This is a genomic window from Kingella kingae (genome assembly GCF_900475905.1).
GTDB lineage: Bacteria > Pseudomonadota > Gammaproteobacteria > Burkholderiales > Neisseriaceae > Kingella > Kingella kingae.
The window spans coordinates 1,978,861-1,998,106 of record NZ_LS483426.1 but is presented as its reverse complement, the minus strand read 5'-3'; the positions used below and the strand labels follow the sequence as shown (position 1 = coordinate 1,998,106).

Annotated in this window: 16 protein-coding genes and 1 tRNA gene; 12 read left to right on the top strand and 5 right to left on the bottom strand. The window is 47.3% G+C overall.

Translation table 11 applies throughout. The features are described 5' to 3' along the window. Positions 1-92 precede the first annotated feature (92 nt). Positions 93-2,798: a phosphoenolpyruvate carboxylase gene (gene ppc / locus DQN52_RS10755; RefSeq protein WP_032827765.1), complete on the bottom strand. Its 2,706-nt coding sequence runs from the start codon at positions 2,796-2,798 to the stop codon at positions 93-95. A gap of 260 nt (positions 2,799-3,058) precedes the next feature. On the opposite strand from ppc, the gene DQN52_RS10750 reads away from it, so the two are divergent. The 7 genes from DQN52_RS10750 to DQN52_RS10720 all read left to right on the top strand — a co-directional run bounded on the left by DQN52_RS10750 (position 3,059) and on the right by DQN52_RS10720 (position 9,899). Continuing rightward, a complete protein-coding gene (locus tag DQN52_RS10750) occupies positions 3,059-4,282 on the top strand; it encodes a sugar MFS transporter (protein WP_032827787.1) in 1,224 nt (407 codons plus the stop codon). Positions 4,283-4,423: 141 nt separating this feature from the next. Further along, positions 4,424-5,809, top strand: coding sequence for an MFS transporter (locus DQN52_RS10745; RefSeq protein WP_003787466.1), 1,386 nt, complete (start codon positions 4,424-4,426; stop codon positions 5,807-5,809). A gap of 2 nt (positions 5,810-5,811) precedes the next feature. Further along, the gene (ssb, locus tag DQN52_RS10740; protein WP_003787468.1) at positions 5,812-6,333 is read left to right on the top strand and encodes a single-stranded DNA-binding protein; all 522 of its coding nucleotides are present in this window, start codon (positions 5,812-5,814) and stop codon (positions 6,331-6,333) included. A gap of 236 nt (positions 6,334-6,569) precedes the next feature. Beyond that, positions 6,570-7,154, top strand: coding sequence for a ubiquinol-cytochrome c reductase iron-sulfur subunit (gene petA, locus DQN52_RS10735; RefSeq protein WP_003787471.1), 585 nt, complete (start codon positions 6,570-6,572; stop codon positions 7,152-7,154). A 17-nt stretch (positions 7,155-7,171) separates the two neighbouring features. Beyond that, positions 7,172-8,524: a cytochrome b gene (locus tag DQN52_RS10730; protein ID WP_003787473.1), complete on the top strand. Its 1,353-nt coding sequence runs from the start codon at positions 7,172-7,174 to the stop codon at positions 8,522-8,524. A gap of 13 nt (positions 8,525-8,537) precedes the next feature. Continuing rightward, on the top strand, positions 8,538-9,323 hold the full coding sequence (locus tag DQN52_RS10725) for a cytochrome c1 (RefSeq protein ID WP_003787475.1): 786 nt from the start codon (positions 8,538-8,540) through the stop codon (positions 9,321-9,323). A 90-nt stretch (positions 9,324-9,413) separates the two neighbouring features. Continuing rightward, complete coding sequence (locus DQN52_RS10720) at positions 9,414-9,899, top strand: DUF4149 domain-containing protein (RefSeq protein WP_230478940.1); 486 nt, start codon at positions 9,414-9,416, stop codon at positions 9,897-9,899. 77 nt (positions 9,900-9,976) lie between these two features. On the opposite strand, the gene DQN52_RS10715 is transcribed toward DQN52_RS10720, so the two are convergent. Together DQN52_RS10715 and clpB are read right to left on the bottom strand one after the other, a co-directional pair. Continuing rightward, the gene (locus tag DQN52_RS10715; RefSeq protein WP_038314696.1) at positions 9,977-10,864 is read right to left on the bottom strand and encodes a transferrin-binding protein-like solute binding protein; all 888 of its coding nucleotides are present in this window, start codon (positions 10,862-10,864) and stop codon (positions 9,977-9,979) included. A gap of 137 nt (positions 10,865-11,001) precedes the next feature. Then, positions 11,002-13,578: an ATP-dependent chaperone ClpB gene (clpB, locus tag DQN52_RS10710; protein ID WP_003787482.1), complete on the bottom strand. Its 2,577-nt coding sequence runs from the start codon at positions 13,576-13,578 to the stop codon at positions 11,002-11,004. Between the two features lie 184 nt (positions 13,579-13,762). Here clpB and DQN52_RS10705 point away from each other — a divergent pair. The 3 genes from DQN52_RS10705 (at position 13,763) to radC (ending at position 15,127) form a co-directional block, all read left to right on the top strand. Further along, a tRNA-Ser gene (locus DQN52_RS10705) sits at positions 13,763-13,853 on the top strand. A 76-nt stretch (positions 13,854-13,929) separates the two neighbouring features. Continuing rightward, positions 13,930-14,364, top strand: a complete 435-nt coding sequence (locus DQN52_RS10700; RefSeq protein ID WP_032827790.1) for an META domain-containing protein — start codon at positions 13,930-13,932, stop codon at positions 14,362-14,364. 73 nt (positions 14,365-14,437) lie between these two features. Then, positions 14,438-15,127 (top strand): RadC family protein, encoded by a 690-nt coding sequence (gene radC / locus DQN52_RS10695; protein WP_003791157.1) that lies wholly within the window; start codon positions 14,438-14,440, stop codon positions 15,125-15,127. 58 nt (positions 15,128-15,185) lie between these two features. On the opposite strand, the gene htpX is transcribed toward radC, so the two are convergent. Then, complete coding sequence (gene htpX / locus DQN52_RS10690; RefSeq protein WP_003787488.1) at positions 15,186-16,025, bottom strand: protease HtpX; 840 nt, start codon at positions 16,023-16,025, stop codon at positions 15,186-15,188. Positions 16,026-16,196: 171 nt separating this feature from the next. Beyond that, a complete protein-coding gene (locus DQN52_RS10685) occupies positions 16,197-17,156 on the bottom strand; it encodes a beta-ketoacyl-ACP synthase III (RefSeq protein WP_026036274.1) in 960 nt (319 codons plus the stop codon). 112 nt (positions 17,157-17,268) lie between these two features. Between DQN52_RS10685 and gloA the strand changes: the two genes are divergently transcribed. Next, a complete protein-coding gene (gloA, locus tag DQN52_RS10680) occupies positions 17,269-17,670 on the top strand; it encodes a lactoylglutathione lyase (RefSeq protein WP_003787492.1) in 402 nt (133 codons plus the stop codon). A 111-nt stretch (positions 17,671-17,781) separates the two neighbouring features. Next, the gene (gene eno / locus DQN52_RS10675) at positions 17,782-19,068 is read left to right on the top strand and encodes a phosphopyruvate hydratase (RefSeq protein WP_003787494.1); all 1,287 of its coding nucleotides are present in this window, start codon (positions 17,782-17,784) and stop codon (positions 19,066-19,068) included. The last annotated feature ends 178 nt before the right edge of the window (positions 19,069-19,246 follow it).

The window sequence follows — 19,246 nt, the reverse complement described above, 5'->3', positions numbered from 1 at the left end:
AACATGATGCACAAACGATTTAACAAAAAATATTGGTAACTGCTTGTTAATAATCGTAGATAAAAGCAGCCTGTATTTTATCTATCCACCATTTACCCCGTATTCCGCAACCCTTGCGCCACGCCGTTAATTGTTTGATGCACCATTTGCAAAACGTGTTGATTGTTTGGGTCTTGGCGCAATTTTTTCAGCAACGCCACTTGCAAGCCGCCCAGCGCGTTTAAATACGGAATCCGCAATGCCAAACTTCGTGCCAAGGCGCGGTTGTCTAGCAGCAATTCTTCCACTTGCAAAATGTCCAACAAGGCTTGGCGGCTGCGTTGGTATTCGTCTTTAATTGTGGCGAAAATGGCTGCGCCGTCCGCGCTGTTTTCGCTCAACGCGGCATAGTGTTCGGCAAGCGTCAAATCGGTTTTTGCCATCACTTGTTCCATATTGGACAGCATGGTGCGGAAAAACGGATTGTTCTGCGCGTGGTCTTGCAATTTGTGCAGGCTGCTTGGGTCGCTTTCGCACAATTTGGCGACTGCTGTGCCAAAACCATACCAAGCAGGCAACATCAAGCGGTTTTGCGTCCACGAAAACACCCACGGAATCGCGCGTAAATCTTGGATTCGCGCCAAGGTTTTGCGACTGGCTGGGCGGCTGCCCAAGTTCAAGCTGGCGATTTGCTCAATCGGGCTGGTTTGCAAGAAATAGTCAATAAAACCGTTGCGCGTAATCAACGCACGATAATGCGCGAACGATTGCTCCGACAGCGCGTTCATCAACGCAATATCGGGGTCTTGTATGGCGGGCAACAAAGTCGCTTCCAAGGTTGCCGCTACCAGCGTTTCCAGATTACGCGCCGCGTTGCTTGGGTCGCCATATTTTGATGTGATGACTTCGCCCTGCTCGGTAATGCGGATTTGCCCTGCCACGCTGCCAGCAGGTTGCGCCAAAATCGCTTGATAAGACGGGCCACCGCCACGCCCCACGCTGCCACCGCGTCCGTGGAACAAACGAATCCGCACATCGTGTTTTTGGAATAACTGCACCAAGCCAATTTCCGCTTGATACAAACCCCAAGTGCTGCTGATGTAGCCGCCGTCTTTGTTGCTATCGGAATAGCCCAACATAATTTCTTGCACATTGTCGCGGCTGCTCACCAAAGTGCGATACCAATCCAGCACAAACAGCGTTTCCATGACTGGACAAGCGTTGGCAAGCGCGTCAATCGTTTCAAACAACGGCACGATGTTGATACGCGACACAGGCTTGCCGTTTTCAATCTTCAATAAACCCGTTTCTTTTAAAATCAACGCCAAAGCCAGCAAATCGCTCGGTTTTTCGCAGTTGGAAATAATGCTTTGCGAAATCGCGTCTTCGCCAAAATCGTGTTTGATTTGATGTGTAGCGCGGAAAATATCCAGCTCGTAACACGCCGCCGCGCTGTATGCCACAAATGGGTTTAACAGTGGACGTGGGCTGCTCAATTCGCGCAACAACACTGCTTGTTTGTCGGATTCAGACAAGCTGGCGTAGTCTTCCAAACCTGCGTGTTGGAACAATTCTGCCACCACGTTTTCGTGTTTTTCGGCGTGTTGGCGCAAATCCAGCGGCATTAAGTGAAAACCACACACCGACACAGTGCGAATAATATCTGCCAAACGTCCGCTTGCCAGCACGCCGCTGCCGTTTTGTTGCAGGCTGCTTTGCAAGGTTTTTAAATCGCGCAAAAACTCGTCCACATTGGCATACGGTTCGCCCAAACCAAATTTGCAGCCCAGTTTTAGTCCCAGCGCATTTGCCTTGCCTGCCATGCGCGACAAAATCAAGCCAATGGCACGGCGATACGGCTCTTCTTGTCGGGAGACTTCGGTGTCGGGCGATTTTGCCGACAGCAACAACACGCCATCGCTGATTTGCGTGCGGCGAATAGACAGCGGCAATTCCTGATACAAGGCTTCCAGCTCGCGGCGATAGTGATGAAACGCGGCATCGGCATGACGCACAAACGCATCACGCAAAGTCTGCGCGGTAACAAACGGATTGCCATCGCGGTCGCCACCAATCCAGCCGCCAATTTGCAATAAATTGGGCACAGAAATATTGGGAAAAGCAGCCTGCAACTGTTTTTCCATGCGACGATAAAACTTGGGCAAGGCTTGGAAAAAGCTCATTGGGAAGATGTTTACGCCGTTGTTGATTTCGCTGTTTACGCTCAATTTAAAATGGCGCGTTTCGCTGGTTTGCCAAAGGGTTAGCAACACAATATCCATTTCGTGCTGCAAATCGCCCAATTCTTCTGCGCTGCGACAAAATTCACGGCGTGGCAACAGGGCGCGAATTTTGCGGTGCGAAATCAACGTGGCTTGGCGTTGCACTTCGGTTGGGTGCGCCGTCATCACTGGATTGACTTGGGTGTTGTTTAACACGTTTTGTAATTGGGTTGATGAAATATTTTGCGCCTGAAATTTTTGAATGGTCGCTGCCAAACTGCCATCGCTGGCTGCACTGCCTGCGTGTTCGTGCGCCAAACGGCGGCGTTCGTGGTGCACGTCTTCGGCAATGTTCAGTACCTGCGCGAACATACCCACTGCTGTGATTAAGTTTTCGGTTTGCTCGTCCGACAAAGACGGTAGCAATTCGGTTATCACATGGCTGGCATCGTGCGCTTTTGCCAAAATTTTGAGCGCGTTCACCACCATTTCGTCTGCGTGATTTTCTAGCATGGCATACAGCGAAGCCGTCATGAATTCGGCATCGGCAAGCAAGGGCGCGTCTTTTTCGCTGGTGAGCAATAAATCGAGCTGCATAACAAGTCCTTTCATGTTTGAATGTGTTGGGATTATGGCATAAGAGTTAAATTTTGTTAAACAAAAAACAGCTTATTTTTTAAATGGTTGTTGTGATTTGTTTTTAATCAGATAAATAGATAAAAAATAGCGTGCAGGCTGCTTTTGTGTGATAAAAAGCAGCCTGCATTTTTTACCCATCTATGCGAATATTTGCAAATCGTTCGCATTATGGCTATGATGCGCACGGTTTGTATAACGAAAATCTGAAAGGATATATTGTGTCTTCACAAGCACCTAAAAACAACACGGTAGCGTTAGGCGTTTTGACCTCGCTGTTTTTCATGATGGGCTTCATCACTTGTATGAACGATATCTTGATTCCGCACCTAAAAGGCATTTTTAATCTGAACTACACCCAAGCGATGTTGATTCAGTTCTGCTTCTTTACGGCATACGCGCTGATGTCGATTCCAGCAGGCAAGCTAGTCGAAAAAATCGGCTACAAAGGCGGCGTGATTGGTGGCTTTTTGATTGCGGCTTTGGGTTGTATTTTGTTCTATCCAGCGGCAGGCAGCGCGTCTTATCCGATTTTCTTGGGCGCGTTGTTCATTTTGGCAACGGGCATTGTGTTGCTGCAAGTGGCAGGCAATCCGTATGTGACCCTGTTGGCAAAACCAGGTAAAGAATCGGCAACTTTAACCTTGATTCAAGCGTTTAACTCGTTGGCAACCGCGATTGCGCCGCCGATTGGTGCAGCGTTGATTTTTGTGGACGCAACCGCTAGCATCGAAGAACGCATTTCATCGGTACAAATTCCGTATTTGGGTTTGGCTGGTTTCATGATTTTGCTTGCCGTTGCTGTGGCGTTGATTAAATTGCCCGATGCGCGTCAAATCGCCCAAGAAGAAACTGAACACAACCACGACGGCAAAACCAGCGTGTGGCAATACAAACATATGATTTTGGGCGCGGTCGGCATTTTCTGCTATGTGGGCGGCGAAGTGGCAATCGGTTCAATGATGATTAACGTGCTAGAACACGTTGCCAACCTAGACCACGCCAAAGCAGCAGGCTATTTGTCGCTGTATTGGGGCGGCGCGATGGTCGGTCGCTTTGCAGGCACGTTCTTGATGAGTAAATTTCAACCACATAAATGCTTGGCGTTTAACGCAAGCGTGGTGGTTGCCTTGATTTTGTTGGCGATTGTGGCTGGCGGTCATGTGGCGATGTGGTCTTTGTTGGCGATTGGTTTGTTCAATTCGATTATGTTCCCAACGATTTTCTCTTTGGGTACAAAAGGTTTGGGTAAATTCACAGGCGAAGCGTCTGGCATTATTTGTACGGCGATTGTGGGCGGTGCGTTGATTCCTGTGGTGCAAGGCGCGTTTGCCGATATGCCTAGCATTGGTTTGTTGCCAGCGTTCTTTGTATCGGCGTTGTGCTATTGCTACATCGTGTTCTTCGCGTTGAAAGGACACAAAGTAGATGAGCAACAAGCGTAATCACTTAAATGGATAAAAAAGCAGCCTGCACTTTTGGTTTACAGAAAGTGCAGGCTGCTTTTGCGTTAAATTGGCGCGGTGGCAAATGAATAATGCTATAATCCGCGCCATTTTAATTACGCGGTTCACACGAGAGACACTATGGCAAGAAAAGCAAAAATACCTATGTTGGCACACGAATGGCGCGCTTCGGTGTCGCTATCGGGCGTGTATGCCTTGCGAATGCTGGGTATGTTTTTGGTGTTGCCAGTGTTGGCATTACACGCGCACCAGTTGGCAGGTGATGGCGCAAGCAGCCTTAAAATGGTGGGCTTGGCAATGGCAGCATACGGCTTAACCCAAGCGGTTTTGCAGTTGCCATTGGGTATGTTGTCCGACAAAATCGGGCGCAAAAAAGTAATTTATTTGGGTATGACCGTGTTTGCCGCAGGCAGTTTTTGGGCAGCCTGCACATCAAGCGTCGAATCGTTGATTATGGCGCGAGCAGTGCAGGGCGCAGGCGCAGTCAGCGCAGCGGTTACGGCTTTGCTGGCAGATTTAACGCGAGAAGAAGTCCGCACACGCGCCATGTCTATGATTGGCTTGACGATTGGTTTGACCTTTTCCGTGAGCTTGGTGTTGTCGCCCATTTTGACCAGTTGGTTTGGTGTGGAAGGCTTGTTTGTCATCATGGGCGTGTTGAGCGCGGCAAGCATGGCGTTGGTTGCGTGGTACACACCCGAGCCGCAGCGTTCACGCATACACCAAGACACACAAGTCAAAGCCAATCACTTGGGCGAAGTGTTAAAAAACAGCCAGTTATTGCGCCTTGATTTGGGGATTTTTGTCTTGCAGGCTGGTTTGATGGCAATGTTTACCGTGTTGCCGTTTGCCTTGCGACAGCTTGGTTGGGACAAAGCCACACATTGGCAAATCTACTTACCCGCCACCGTCATCGGCTTAATTTTGATGGTGCCAGCGATTATTGTTGGCGAAACACGCAACAAACTTAAATCTGTGTTTTTATTGGGCATTACTTTGGTGATTGCCGCGCAGGCTGCTTTGATTTGGAGTTTAAGTTCCGCATGGTCGATTGGCATAGCATTGGTGATTTATTTTATTGGATTCAATATCTTGGAAGCCAGTATGCCGTCTTTGGTATCCAAAATCGCACCGTCTAATCTAAAAGGCACAGCAATGGGTGTGTACAATACCACGCAATCGTTAGGCGTGTTCACAGGTGGGCTGTTGGGCAGCCGATTGTTTGATTGGGCTGGCTACGCAGGTGTGTTTGGTTTTTGTTGTGGCATAGGTGCGATTTGGTTGATGTTGGCGGCGACTGCTCCTGCACCATTGCCTGTCAAAAACGTGGTTTATGCGATACCCGATGCATGGAAAAACCGTTTGCCCGATTTAGGCACAGCATTGCAGGCTGCTTCTGGCGTGCAAGTGGTCAGTTTTAGTGATGATGGCGAAACCGTGTTCATCAAAGCATTGCAACACGGTTTTGACGAAGATAAAGTGAAACAAATTTTGATAGGAGAATAATCATGTCATTAAATAAAGTGATGTTGATTGGACGTTTGGGGCGCGACCCCGAAACACGCTATATGCCCAATGGTGATGCAGTGTGCAATTTTTCGGTAGCGACCAGTGAAAACTGGACAGACCGCAACAATGGTCAGCGTCAAGAACGCACCGAGTGGCACAATATTACGATGTATCGCCGCCAAGCCGAGATTGCCGCGCAATATTTGCGTAAGGGCAGCCAAGTGTATTTGGAAGGCAAAATCCAATCGCGCAAATACACCGACAAAACAGGTGCAGAACGCACCGCATACGACATTGTGTGCGATGTCATGCGTATGTTGGACAGCAAAAACGGTCAGCAAGGTGGCAGCAGCCATGTTCCTTATGATAACGAATACAGTGCCGCACCGCCGCCAGCACGTCAGCAGCCTGCACCTGCCGCACCAGCCAGCGAACCGCCAGTTGCACCACAACGTCGCGAAAGTAAACCTGTTGCACCAGTTGAACCCGTAGAAAACATTGATGAAGACATTCCATTTTGATGTTTTGTATACAAATAAATGAGTTATTAAATGTGCAGGCTGCTTTTCATAACCAGCCTGCACTTCATTAGCTTGATAAAACTCTGCGAAAAATCAAATTTTCATACAAAAACTTTACCTAATTTTAAATAATGCTTTAAGCTATACAAAAAAATCAGGTAAAATCGCATGGTTTAAAGGCACTTTCCCACTCACCAGCGCGTGACAACACGCCAAAATCTGGATGACTGAATAACATGGATAATAAAGAAATTAATCAAGGACGCCGTCGCTTTCTCACCCTTGCTACCGCAGGCGCAGGAGCTGTCGCTGCTGCTGGCGTGGCAACGCCGTTAGCGGCAAGTTGGTTTCCGTCAGAAAAAGCAAAAGCTGCGGGTGCATCTATCGAGGTGGACATCAGCAAAATCGAAGCAGGTCAGCTCACCATTGCCGAATGGCGTGGTAAGCCGATTTTTGTGCTGCATCGCACACCTGCACAAATCAAAGATTTGCCATCGCTTGACGGCGAATTGGCTGACCCAGCTTCCAATGCAGAACAACAACCCGAATACTGCAAAAACCCTGCACGGGCCATCAAAGAGAACATTTGGGTGGCGATTGGTATTTGCACGCACTTGGGTTGCTCGCCCACTTATCGCCCCGATGTAGGTGCAGCCGATTTGGGTGGCGGAAGCTGGAAAGGCGGATTCTTCTGCCCATGCCATGGTTCTAAATTTGACTTGGCAGGTCGTGTTTATGCAGGCGTACCTGCGCCAACCAACTTGGTTATTCCACCATATAAATACGTTAACGATAACGTTATTTTGGTTGGTGAAGACTAATAAAAAGGGAACACACTATGGAAAACCAAAAAAGCTGCAATAAGGCAAAAGCCTTGCTAGACTGGGTGGACGCGCGTTTCCCCTTGTCAAAAATGTACAACGAACACGTTGGACAATACTACGCGCCTAAAAATTTCAACTTCTGGTATTTCTTCGGTTCGTTGGCATTGTTGGTACTCGTGATTCAAATCGTAAGTGGCATTTTCTTGACCATGAACTTTAAACCAGACGGCACGACCAACGCGCAAAACTTGCCTGTTGCCTTTGCAGCAGTGGAATACATTATGCGCGATGTATCGGGCGGTTGGATTATTCGCTATATGCACTCAACAGGCGCATCGTTCTTCTTTATCGTGGTGTATTTGCACATGTTCCGTGGCTTGATTTACGGTTCATACAAAAAACCGCGTGAATTGGTATGGGTGTTCGGTTCGTTGATTTTCTTGGCACTGATGGCAGAAGCCTTTATGGGTTATTTGTTGCCATGGGGTCAAATGTCATTCTGGGGTGCACAAGTGATTATTAACTTGTTTGGCGCAATCCCTGTGATTGGCCCAGACCTATCTACATGGATTCGTGGCGACTTCAACGTGTCAGACGCAACCTTAAACCGCTTCTTTGCCTTGCATGTGATTGCTGTGCCATTGGTATTGCTCGGTTTGGTGGTAGCCCACTTGATTGCCTTGCACGAAGTTGGCTCAAACAACCCAGACGGTATTGAAATCAAAAAACTTAAAGATTCCAACGGTATTCCATTGGACGGTATTCCATTCCACCCTTACTACACCGTAAAAGACATTTTGGGCGTAGTGGTATTTTTGATTTTCTTCTGTGGCGTGATGTTCTTTGCCCCAGAAGGCGGTGGCTATTTCTTGGAAAAACCAAACTTTGACCCAGCTAACCCACTGGTTACGCCAGCGCACATTGCACCAGTTTGGTATTTCACACCGTTTTATGCGATTTTGCGTGCGATTCCATCATTCTTGGGTACACAAGTTTGGGGCGTAATCGGCATGGGCGCAGCGGTTGTATTGATTGCCTTGTTGCCATGGCTTGACCGTGGCGAAGTGAAATCGGTTCGTTATCGTGGTCCAATTTTCAAAACCGCATTGGTATTGTTCATTATCTCATTTATTGGTTTGGGTATTTTGGGCGCGATGGTAGCGACTGACGTGCGTACATGGGTTGCGCGCGTGCTGTCAATCATTTACTTTGTTTTCTTCTTGTTGATGCCAATTTACACCAAAATGGACAAAAACAAACCTGTTCCAGAGCGTGTAACCATGGGTACAACCAAACAAAAAATTATGTTCTTTGTTTACGTTGTCATCACATTGATTGGTTCATACTTGTTTGCAACCAATATTTAAGAGGGCAGTTAAAATGAAAAAAGCATTTAAAAATACCATTGCTGCCTTATTGTTGGCAGCACCCATGAGTTTGGCAGTTGCTTCTGGTGGCGGTCATTATGAACCAGTGGACATTGACCCACGCAACCAAGTTAGCTTGCAACGTGGCGCACAAATTTTTGTGAACAACTGCTTGTCTTGCCACTCTGCGTCTGCAATGCGTTTTAACCGTTTGCAAGACATCGGTTTGAGTGAAGACGAAATCAAGAAAAACTTGATGTTCACAACCGATAAAGTGGGCGATGTAATGCAAGCACATATGCCAGTTGCCGATGCTAAAAAATGGTTTGGCGTTGTACCACCTGATTTGACGTTGATTGCGCGTTCTCGCGGTGCAGATTATATCTACGCTTATTTGCGCGGTTTCTACAAAGACCCAACGCGTCCAAATGGCTGGAATAACACTGTGTTGCCGAATGCCGCGATGCCCCATGTTTTGTGGGAGCAACAAGGTGTTCAAGCCGTTCGCTTGGATAAAGACGGCAAGCCTGTGATGAAAGAAGACGAACACGGTGTTAAAACGCCTGATTTGTATTGGGAAAGTGCAGGCAAGTTGTCACGCAAGAGCAAAGACGGCACAGTCATCACCAAAGAATACGATGACTATGCACGCGACTTAACCAACTTTATGGCATACATGGCAGAACCTGCACAGGTTCAACGTAAGCAAATTGGTTATGTAGTGCTGATGTTTTTGTTGGCAGTGTTGTTGCCATTGGCATACTTCCTGAAAAAAGAATATTGGAAAGACGTACACTAAACAAAAAATGCGCCCTAAATCATTTGGTTTTGGGCGCTTTTTTTACTGCAAGCAGCCTGCACTTTTGTTATGATTGCAGGCTGCTTTTATATGAAGAAAAGGATTGATATGCGCCGTTTGACTGCATTATTACTGGGCATTTGGCTCGGTATTCACATTTGTGGCGGCTACATTGCCACGCACCTATTGTTTACACGCTTGGCGCACTTGCCAGACGGACGCTTGCTTGCCGCACAAATTGCAGGCAGCTTGTTTCATGTCATCAATTATATGACGCTGTTTGTGTGGGTTTTGGTGTGGATAGCAGTCAAGCAAGATGCCAGACGATACAGCCATCGCAAAACACGTTTGCCGTTTTGGTCGGCTTGCGTGTTGCTGTTCACAGGCATCAACGAATTTCTGTTTTCCCCTGTTATCCGCGCCTTGCGTGATGGACAAACCAACTGGTTGCACGATTTAATTGGCGGACGTTTGGGCTTGTGGCACGGCGTATCCAGCTTGTTGTATATCACGATTGGCTTTATTGGTTTGTGCGTGTGCATTCGTTTATTGCGTTTGGACGAGCCACGTTATTAAATTCAATACAAAAAGCAGCCTGCATTTTAATGGTTATTTAAAGTGCAGGCTGCTTTTTATTGGCAAGGCAATCAATTTTATTTTTTTGTACCAATAAACACACCAATCGTTTTTTCAGTTTGGAATACACCGCCAATTTCTGTGGCATTGTTGCCATAGAAACCACCTTTCACAGCTGTGGTTGAACCCGCTGCCGATTCAAAACGATTGCCCATGATATTGGCTTTGATGTCAATATCTGCACCGTATGTGTCCTTGACATCAAACTTACCTGTTAACGTTTTTGCGCCAAAATCCACACTTAATCGTGCAGGCGAGTTGCCTTGTAAAAGATTGGTGCTTTGCGAGACGCTTGTGTATCCTTGATTGTCTGTGTGACGGACATGACCTGCCACATTAACATCATAAGTCGCGATGCCTTGTTTGGGGATTTGTGCTATATCCGTTGCATTACCATTCACAAACGCAAAATTATGAATATGACCGCTAGTGTTGCCATTGCTTTTCGCGCCAATCACACCCACCACCACATTTTTAGAACTACGCGATACCAGTATGTCAGAAATACCAGCAGGAGTATGACTTGCACCCGCAGACAAATTGCCAGAATATAAACCCCAACGACTAGTGCCAGATGTAACATTTGCCATATTGTTGGGTGCAGTAGGCAGTAAATCGATTGAAATGCCATTTAGCGTGATTTTGTAAAAGCTATTGGCATCAAAAGTCAGGGAATGTTTGGCTTCGGCTGAATTTAAATTGGACGTGTTTACACTAACCAAATAATTTGTGCCACCTTGATTGACAAAATTGGCAGCCGTTGGATTGGTTGGAGAGGTGGGTGTTGGTGTATTGTGCGATTGAGTGGCAACCATATTATTGCTGCCACCACTGCTACCACACGCGCTTAAACCTAACGCAGTCGCTGCCAACAATAGCCATGTATTTACTTGAATAGATCGCATAAAATTTTCCTTTTGTTTAGTTAAATTAAGAAAATAACGACAATGAATTATCGTCTATTCTGTAAGATATTGTCAATATAAAGAAGCAGCCTGCACTTTATCATGATTTTAAGTGCAGGCTGCTTTTATATGGTTATTTAAGCAAAAATCAACGTATCGCCATTTGTATCAACACGAATCACGCTATCAGACGTGTATTGTCCATTCAGCAATGCTTTTGCCAATGGATTTTCAATTTCCGCCTGAATGGCACGTTTGAGCGGACGCGCACCGTACACAGGGTCAAAACCAGCATCGGCAATCAAATCCAACGCCGCTTCCGACACTTCCAAACGCAAATTCTGCGCCGCCAAACGATTTCGCAAGCCAATCAGTTGAATTTTCGCAATATTACGAATATTCGCCTGACTCAAACCATGGAACACGACCACTTCATCAATACGGTTAATCAATTCAGGGCGGAAATACGCTTTCACATCGTCCATTACTGCTTCTTTCACCGCCGCATAATCGGACGTGTCGCCCATTTCCTGAATATTTTGACTGCCAATATTGGAAGTCATCACCACAACTGTATTTTTAAAATCCACCGTGCGCCCTTGACCGTCCGTCAAACGCCCATCGTCCAACACTTGCAGCAAAATATTGAACACATCAGGGTGCGCTTTTTCCACTTCGTCCAACAAAATCACGCTGTATGGTTTGCGGCGAACTTGTTCGGTCAAATAACCGCCTTCTTCGTAGCCAACGTATCCCGGAGGCGCACCGATTAAACGCGCAATGCTGTGTTTTTCCATGTATTCCGACATATCAACGCGGATTAAATGCTCTTCGCTGTCAAACAAGAAATTCGCCAGCGTTTTGCACAATTCCGTTTTGCCCACGCCAGTCGGACCCAAAAACAAGAAACTGCCGTAAGGTTTATTCGGGTCTGCCAAACCGCTACGGCTACGGCGAATCGCGTCCGCCACCGCGCGTACTGCTTCATCTTGACCGACAACACGCTTGTGTAAGACTTCTTCCATTTTCAACAATTTTTCGCGTTCGCCTTCCATCATTTTGGAAACAGGAATGCCCGTCATGCGCGACACGATTTCCGCCACTTCTTCCGCGCCCACTTGCGTGCGGAACAATTTATTCGCTTGTTTCAGGCTGCCTGAAGATTCCGCCGCGTGTAATTGCTGCGTCAATTTCGGCAACACGCCATATTCCAATTCAGACGCTTTTGCAAAATCGCCAGCGCGTTTCGCTTGTTCAATTTTTAAGCGCGTGTCTTCAATTTGTTTTTTCACATCATTGGAACTCACAGAAGACGCTTTTTCCGCTTTCCAAATTTCGTCCAAATCCGCGTATTCTTTTTGCAGGCTGCCAATTTCTTCATCAATCAATTCCAAGCGTTTTTTACTTGCATCATCGGTTTCTTTCGCCACGTGCATTTTTTCCATTTGCAGTTGAATAATACGGCGGTCAAGTTTATCCATTTGCTCGGGTTTGGAATCTAATTCCATTTTAATGCGACTGGCGGCTTCATCAATCAAATCAATCGCTTTATCAGGCAAAAAGCGGTCGGTAATGTAGCGGTTAGACAATTCCGCCGCCGCCACAATCGCAGGGTCGGTGATGTCCACACCGTGATGAATTTCGTAACGCTCTTGCAAACCGCGTAAAATCGCAATCGTCGCTTCCACGCTCGGCTCATCAACCAACACTTTTTGGAAACGGCGTTCCAAAGCCGCGTCTTTCTCAATATATTGGCGATATTCGTCCAACGTGGTTGCGCCAATGCAATGCAATTCGCCACGCGCCAAAGCTGGTTTCAACATATTGCCCGCGTCCATTGCGCCGTCCGATTTGCCTGCGCCAACCAGCGTGTGAATTTCATCAATAAAAATCAAGCTGTTGCCGTCATCTTTCGCCAAATCATTCAGCACCGCTTTCAAGCGTTCTTCAAATTCACCACGAAATTTCGCGCCAGCAATCAACGCCGCCAAATCCAACACCAACAAGCGTTTACCGCGCAATGATTCAGGCACTTCGCCATTGACAATGCGTTGCGCCAAACCTTCTACAATCGCCGTTTTGCCGACACCCGGTTCGCCGATTAACACAGGATTATTTTTCGTGCGGCGTTGCAAAACTTGGATTGCGCGGCGAATTTCATCATCGCGCCCAATTACAGGATCAAGTTTGCCGTTGCGTGCGCGTTCGGTTAAATCGGTGGTGTATTTTTTCAGGGCTTCGCGTTGGTCTTCCGCGTTTTGATTGTCCACAGTTTGTCCTTGGTTGAGTTTTTCAATCGCTTGGGTCAATTTGGCTTCGGTTACGCCAGCGTCTTTTAAAATTTTACCTGTCGCACCGTTTTCTTGGATTAAGCCGAGCAAGAATAATTCGCTGGCAATATAAGTATCGCCGCGTTTAACTGCTGCCTTGTCCATTAAATTGAGCGCGTTTTGCAATTCACGGCTAGCAGAAATATCGCCACCATTGCCCGAAATTTTGGGTAGCGCACTCAAAGCAGCCTGCACTTTTTGTTTGATTTGGCTGACATTGCCGCCAGCTTGCACCAGCAATGCCGCCATGCCGTTTTCGTGGTCGTCCAACAAGGCTTGCACAACGTGTGCCGCTTCCACATAAGCGTGGTCGGCAGCCATTGCCGAGCTTTGCGCGGTTTGTAAAATAGATTGGAATTTACTGGTTAATTTATCGTATCGCATTGTGTTTTCCTTTTCAGAAATGATTGTATGGACACAATATAAGGCTGTTTGCAACAAAAACAAGGGCAATATTTTTGAATTTTGTTCTATTTAAAATCACATGATTACAAAATATTGCCATAAAAATACAAAAAACGCTTGCCACACATATCAAACGTCTGTATTATTCGCTTCTTACCACAGCGGAGGTTTGGCAGAGCGGTTTAATGCAACGGTCTTGAAAACCGTCGAGGGTTGATAGCCCTCCGTGAGTTCGAATCTCACAGCCTCCGCCACTATTTCAGCCCCTTGATGATTCAAGGGGCTTATTTTATATTAGTACTTTATTTTTTTGCACAGAAAGTCATTAACATGATTAAAACGGCTGGATTATGGATTGCGATGAGTGGGATTTGGGCAGTCTGCACCGTTGCTGCACCTAGAGAACCTAAATCGGACGCGTCATCGCCACGTTCTTTGGCAGTACAATGGCGCGTGGTGGATAGCTCTGCTATTCGTGCGGATTGGGCACGACATCGCATTGTGTTGGATTGGCGTAATTTGGCGCAGGCGACTGCCGATGCAGGCTGCAATACTTTGACGTATGCAGTGCAGGCGGATACCAACGCGCAAACGGTGCAGATTGCTGTGGTGGCTTCTACGCTCATGGCGTGTAAATCGGGCATGGATATTGAAATGGCGTTAGGGCAGGCATTGAATCAACAAACTTTGCATTATCAATGGGATAAGGCGGATTTGATTTTGCGCCATAGCAATGGAACAACTTGGCGATTGCGTAAACAATAGTGAATACAACTATTAAATGCAGGCTGCTTGCGGATTTTGTGATGAAATTCGCAGGCTTTTTTATGGAGTAAGCATGAGCATCAAACATTGGGAAGAAGGAGAGCGTCCGCGCGAAAAATTGTTGCAACGTGGCGCAGAAGCATTGAGCGATGCGGAATTGCTGGCGATTTTGTTGCGCGTTGGCACGCAAGGCATGAGTGCGGTGGATTTGGCGCGGTCGTTGTTGCAAAACTATGGCGGATTGGGCGGTGTGATGACGGCATCGGTGCAGGATTTGTCGCGCCACAAAGGCATGGGAACGGCGGCATTCGCGCAATTTGCGGCGGTGTTGGAAATTGGTCGGCGCGTGTTAAGCGAAGAGATGCAAGAGCAGCCTGCATTTCATTCGCCCAACCAAGTTGCCGATTATTTGCGTTTACGCATTGGGCGCGAGCGCGTGGAAGTGAGCGTGGCGTTGTTTTTGGATACGCAGCATCGTTTGATTGCGTGCGAAGAACTGGCGCGTGGCACGGTGATGGCGAATCATGTGTATGTTGCCGAAGTGGCGCGGCGCGCCTTGCATCATCATGCAGTGTCTGTAGTATTTGCGCACAATCATCCGTCTGGCAGCCTGCAACCATCGCCCGAAGATTTGGCGTTTACCCATAAATTGCAGGCTGCTTTGCATTGGTTGGATTTGCGTTTGCTTGACCATTTTATTGTTACGGCATATGGCGCGGTTTCGTTTGCAGAACAAAAGTGGCTGACTGAGATTGAGGATTAAAAAGCAGCCTGCATTTTTGGTCAACAAAAAGTGCAGGCTGCTTTGATTTATTTTTGTATTACATCATTTGCAAACGCGCAATGCGGTTATCCAAACTTGGGTGCGTGGAAAGCAGCGAATCTTTCGCGTCGCTGGCAATACCCATTGCCGTCATATCTTGTGGCAACTGGCTTGCACCGCCTTTTAAGCGTTGCAGCGCGGCAATCATTTTGGTTGGGCCAACCAGTTTGGCTGCACCTGCATCGGCACGGTATTCGCGTTGGCGGCTAAACCACATCACAATAATGCTCGCCAAGAAACCGAACACCATTTGTAACACCATGTACACCAGCATATATGTTCCTTGGCTGGTTTCGCCGTCTTTGTTTTGGGCGACAACGCTGGCAATAATCTTGGCAAAAAACACCACAAATGTATTGACCACACCTTGAATCAGCGTCAGCGTCACCATATCGCCATTGCCAATGTGCGCCATTTCGTGCGCTAACACCGCTTCCACTTCATCGCGCGTCATACTGTTCATCAAACCTGTGGACACGGCAACCAGCGAGCTGTTTTTAGTCGCGCCAGTTGCAAAAGCGTTGGGTTCAGGCGAATGGTAAATGGCGACTTCGGGCGTTTGCAAATTCCATTGACGCGCTTGATTTTCTACTGTTTGCAACAACCACGCTTCTACTTCGTTTTGTGGTTCGGTAATCACTTCTGCGCCCACTGATGCTTTGGCAATGCTTTTGGACATGAGCAGCGAAATAATCGAGCCGGTAAAACCAATCACGGCTGCTGAACCGAGTATGCCGCCCAAGCTGTTGGAACGTCCCAAACCTGTGATTTGCAAGATAATGCTGATAACCAGCAAAACCGCAATATTGGTTGCCAAAAAGAGAAAAATGCGTTTCATGGTGGTGTGTCCTTTGTATTTTTGGATAGAAATTGTGGGCGATTATCGCAAAAATGCGCGGTAAAAAATGTGATTAAGCGTAAAACGATGCAAATGTTGGTTGCATAGAAAAGCAGCCTGCAATTTTTGTTTACCAAAAGTGCAGGCTGCTTTTTGCGTATTCAAACTACATCAATACTGAATCAACACCGCGCCCCATGCAAAACCGCCGCCAATGCCTTCTAGCAGCACGTTTTGTCCGCGTTGAATGCGTCCATCGCGAATGCCTGCGTCCAGAGCCAATGGAATAGACGCGGCAGATGTGTTGGCGTGGTCTTGTACGGTTAAAATCACTTTGTCCATACTCAACCCCAAGTGTTTGGCGGTGGCTTCAATAATGCGGCGATTGGCTTGATGTGGCACAAGCCAGTCAATTTGTCCGGTGGTGTAGCCTGCTTCGGTGATGACTTCATCGGCAACGGCAGAAAGCTGTTTGACGGCAAACTTAAATACGCCTTGCCCGTCCATCGTTACAAAAGGCGAACCGCAAATTTGCCCTTCGCTCATTTGGGCTGGCACTTTGAGCAAATCCAAATGTGCGCCATCGGCATGGAGTTTGCTGTGCACAATGCCTGCTGTTTCGCTCGCGCCCAACACGACTGCGCCTGCGCCATCGCCAAACAAAACGCAAGTGGCGCGGTCATTCCAATCCACAATACGGCTAAACACGTCTGCGCCAATCACAAGTGCTTTTTTTGCCATGCCGCTTTTAATATACGCATTGGCGGTGGTAATTGCATACATAAATCCAGCGCAAACGGCTTGCACGTCAAACGCAGGGCAGCCTGCTATGCCGAGTTTGTTTTGCACAATGGTGGCGGTGGCAGGAAATTGCATATCGGGCGTGGCGGTTGCCAACACAATTAAATCGATTTCGTTTGCCGATACACCTGCATCTTGCAAGGCACGACGTGCCGCTTCGGCAGCCAAATCGCTGGTTTTTTCGTGGTCGGCAACGATGTGTCGCGCTTTAATGCCTGTGCGCGTGGTAATCCATTCGTCTGATGTATCAATGCGTTGCGCCAAATCGTCATTGGTTACGCGGTTGGCTGGCAAATAGCTGCCTGTGCCTAAAATTTGAGCATAAAGCATGATGCGCCCTTTGGTTGTAAACATAAAACTTGGCTATTGTATGTAATCTATATGGTTTACTCAATGCGTGTGATAAAATTCGCGCTTTACACAACCACATAGGAATACGATTATGCGTTTACTGCACACCATGTTGCGCGTGGGCAATTTAGAACAATCTTTGGCGTTTTACACCGAAGTGCTGGGCATGAAATTGTTGCGCCGCAAAGACTATCCCGAAGGACGTTTCACGCTGGCTTTTGTGGGCTACGGCGAAGAAAGCGACACCACGGTTTTGGAATTGACCCACAACTGGGACACGCCGTCATACGATTTGGGCGCAGGCTACGGACACATTGCGATTGAAGTAGATGATGCCTATGCCGCTTGCGATGCGGTTCGTGCCAAAGGTGGCAAAGTAACGCGCGAAGCGGGGCCGATGAAACACGGCACAACCGTGATTGCGTTTGTGGAAGATCCAGACGGTTACAAAATTGAATTTATTCAAAAGAGAACAGGCGCGGATACTTATTAATAAAACGAAAAAGCAGCCTGCACCCAGAATAATGATGTGTGCAGGCTGCTTGAACGCGCTATAATTACGTTTCACAGATTTTTTACCCAAACCATAACAGGAGTACACCAAATGAGTGCTATTGTAGATATTTTTGCACGCGAAATTTTAGATTCACGCGGTAACCCAACTGTTGAATGCGATGTATTGTTAGAAAGTGGCGTAATGGGTCGCGCAGCCGTGCCAAGTGGCGCATCAACAGGTCAAAAAGAAGCCTTGGAATTGCGCGATGGCGACAAATCGCGCTATTTGGGCAAAGGCGTGTTGAAAGCGGTTGAACACGTTAATAACGACATTGCCCAAGCCCTGATTGGCATTGATGCCAGCGAACAAGCCTACATTGACCAAATCATGTTGGACTTGGACGGCACAGACAACAAAGCCAACTTGGGCGCAAACGCGACTTTGGCGGTGTCTTTGGCGGTGGCGCGTGCCGCAGCAGAAGACGCTGGCTTGCCCTTGTATCGCTACTTGGGTGGCGCAGGACACATGGCGTTGCCTGTTCCCATGATGAACGTGATTAATGGCGGCGAACACGCTAATAATAGCTTGGATATTCAAGAATTTATGATTATGCCTGTGGGCGCGACTTCGTTCCGTGAAGCCTTGCGTTGCGGCGCAGAAATTTTCCACAACCTGAAAAAATTGTGCGACAGCAAAGGTTTCCCAACCACTGTGGGCGATGAAGGTGGTTTTGCACCGAACTTGAACAGCCACGAAGAAGCCTTGCAGTTAATCGTAGAAGCGGTTGAGCAAGCTGGCTACAAAGCAGGCGAAGATGTATTGTTGGCATTGGATTGCGCGTCTAGCGAATTCTATAAAGACGGCAAATACCACTTGTCAGCCGAAAACAAAGCGTTTACTAGCGCGGAATTTGCCGATTATTTGGCAGACTTGGCAAGCAAATTCCCAATCATCTCGATTGAAGACGGCATGGACGAAAACGACTGGGAAGGTTGGAAATTATTGACCGAAAAATTGGGCGGTAAAGTTCAGTTGGTGGGCGATGATTTGTTTGTGACCAATCCAAAAATCCTTGCAGAAGGTATTGAAAAAGGCGTTGCCAACGCATTGTTGGTAAAAGTAAACCAAATCGGTACATTGAGCGAAACTTTGAAAGCGGTTGAATTGGCAAAACGCAATCGTTACGCCAGCGTGATGAGCCATCGTTCGGGCGAAACCGAAGACAGCACGATTGCAGATTTGGCGGTTGCAACCAACTGTATGCAAATCAAAACAGGTTCGTTGAGCCGTTCTGACCGCATGGCAAAATACAACCAATTATTGCGTATTGAAGAAGAGTTGGGCGATATTGCTTACTACCCAGGCAAAGCGGCTTTTTATCAATTAGGTAAATAAAAATAGGAAAAAGCAGCCTGCACTTTGTTGATTAACGGTCGTCATTCCTGCGTAGGCAGGAATCCAATGTAATATTCAAGTTATTGGAAAATCAATCCTGAAACTGAATAATGTAGATAGATTCCCGCTTGCGCGAGAATGACGGCGATTGAGTATATTGTAGGTTGGGTCGCAACCC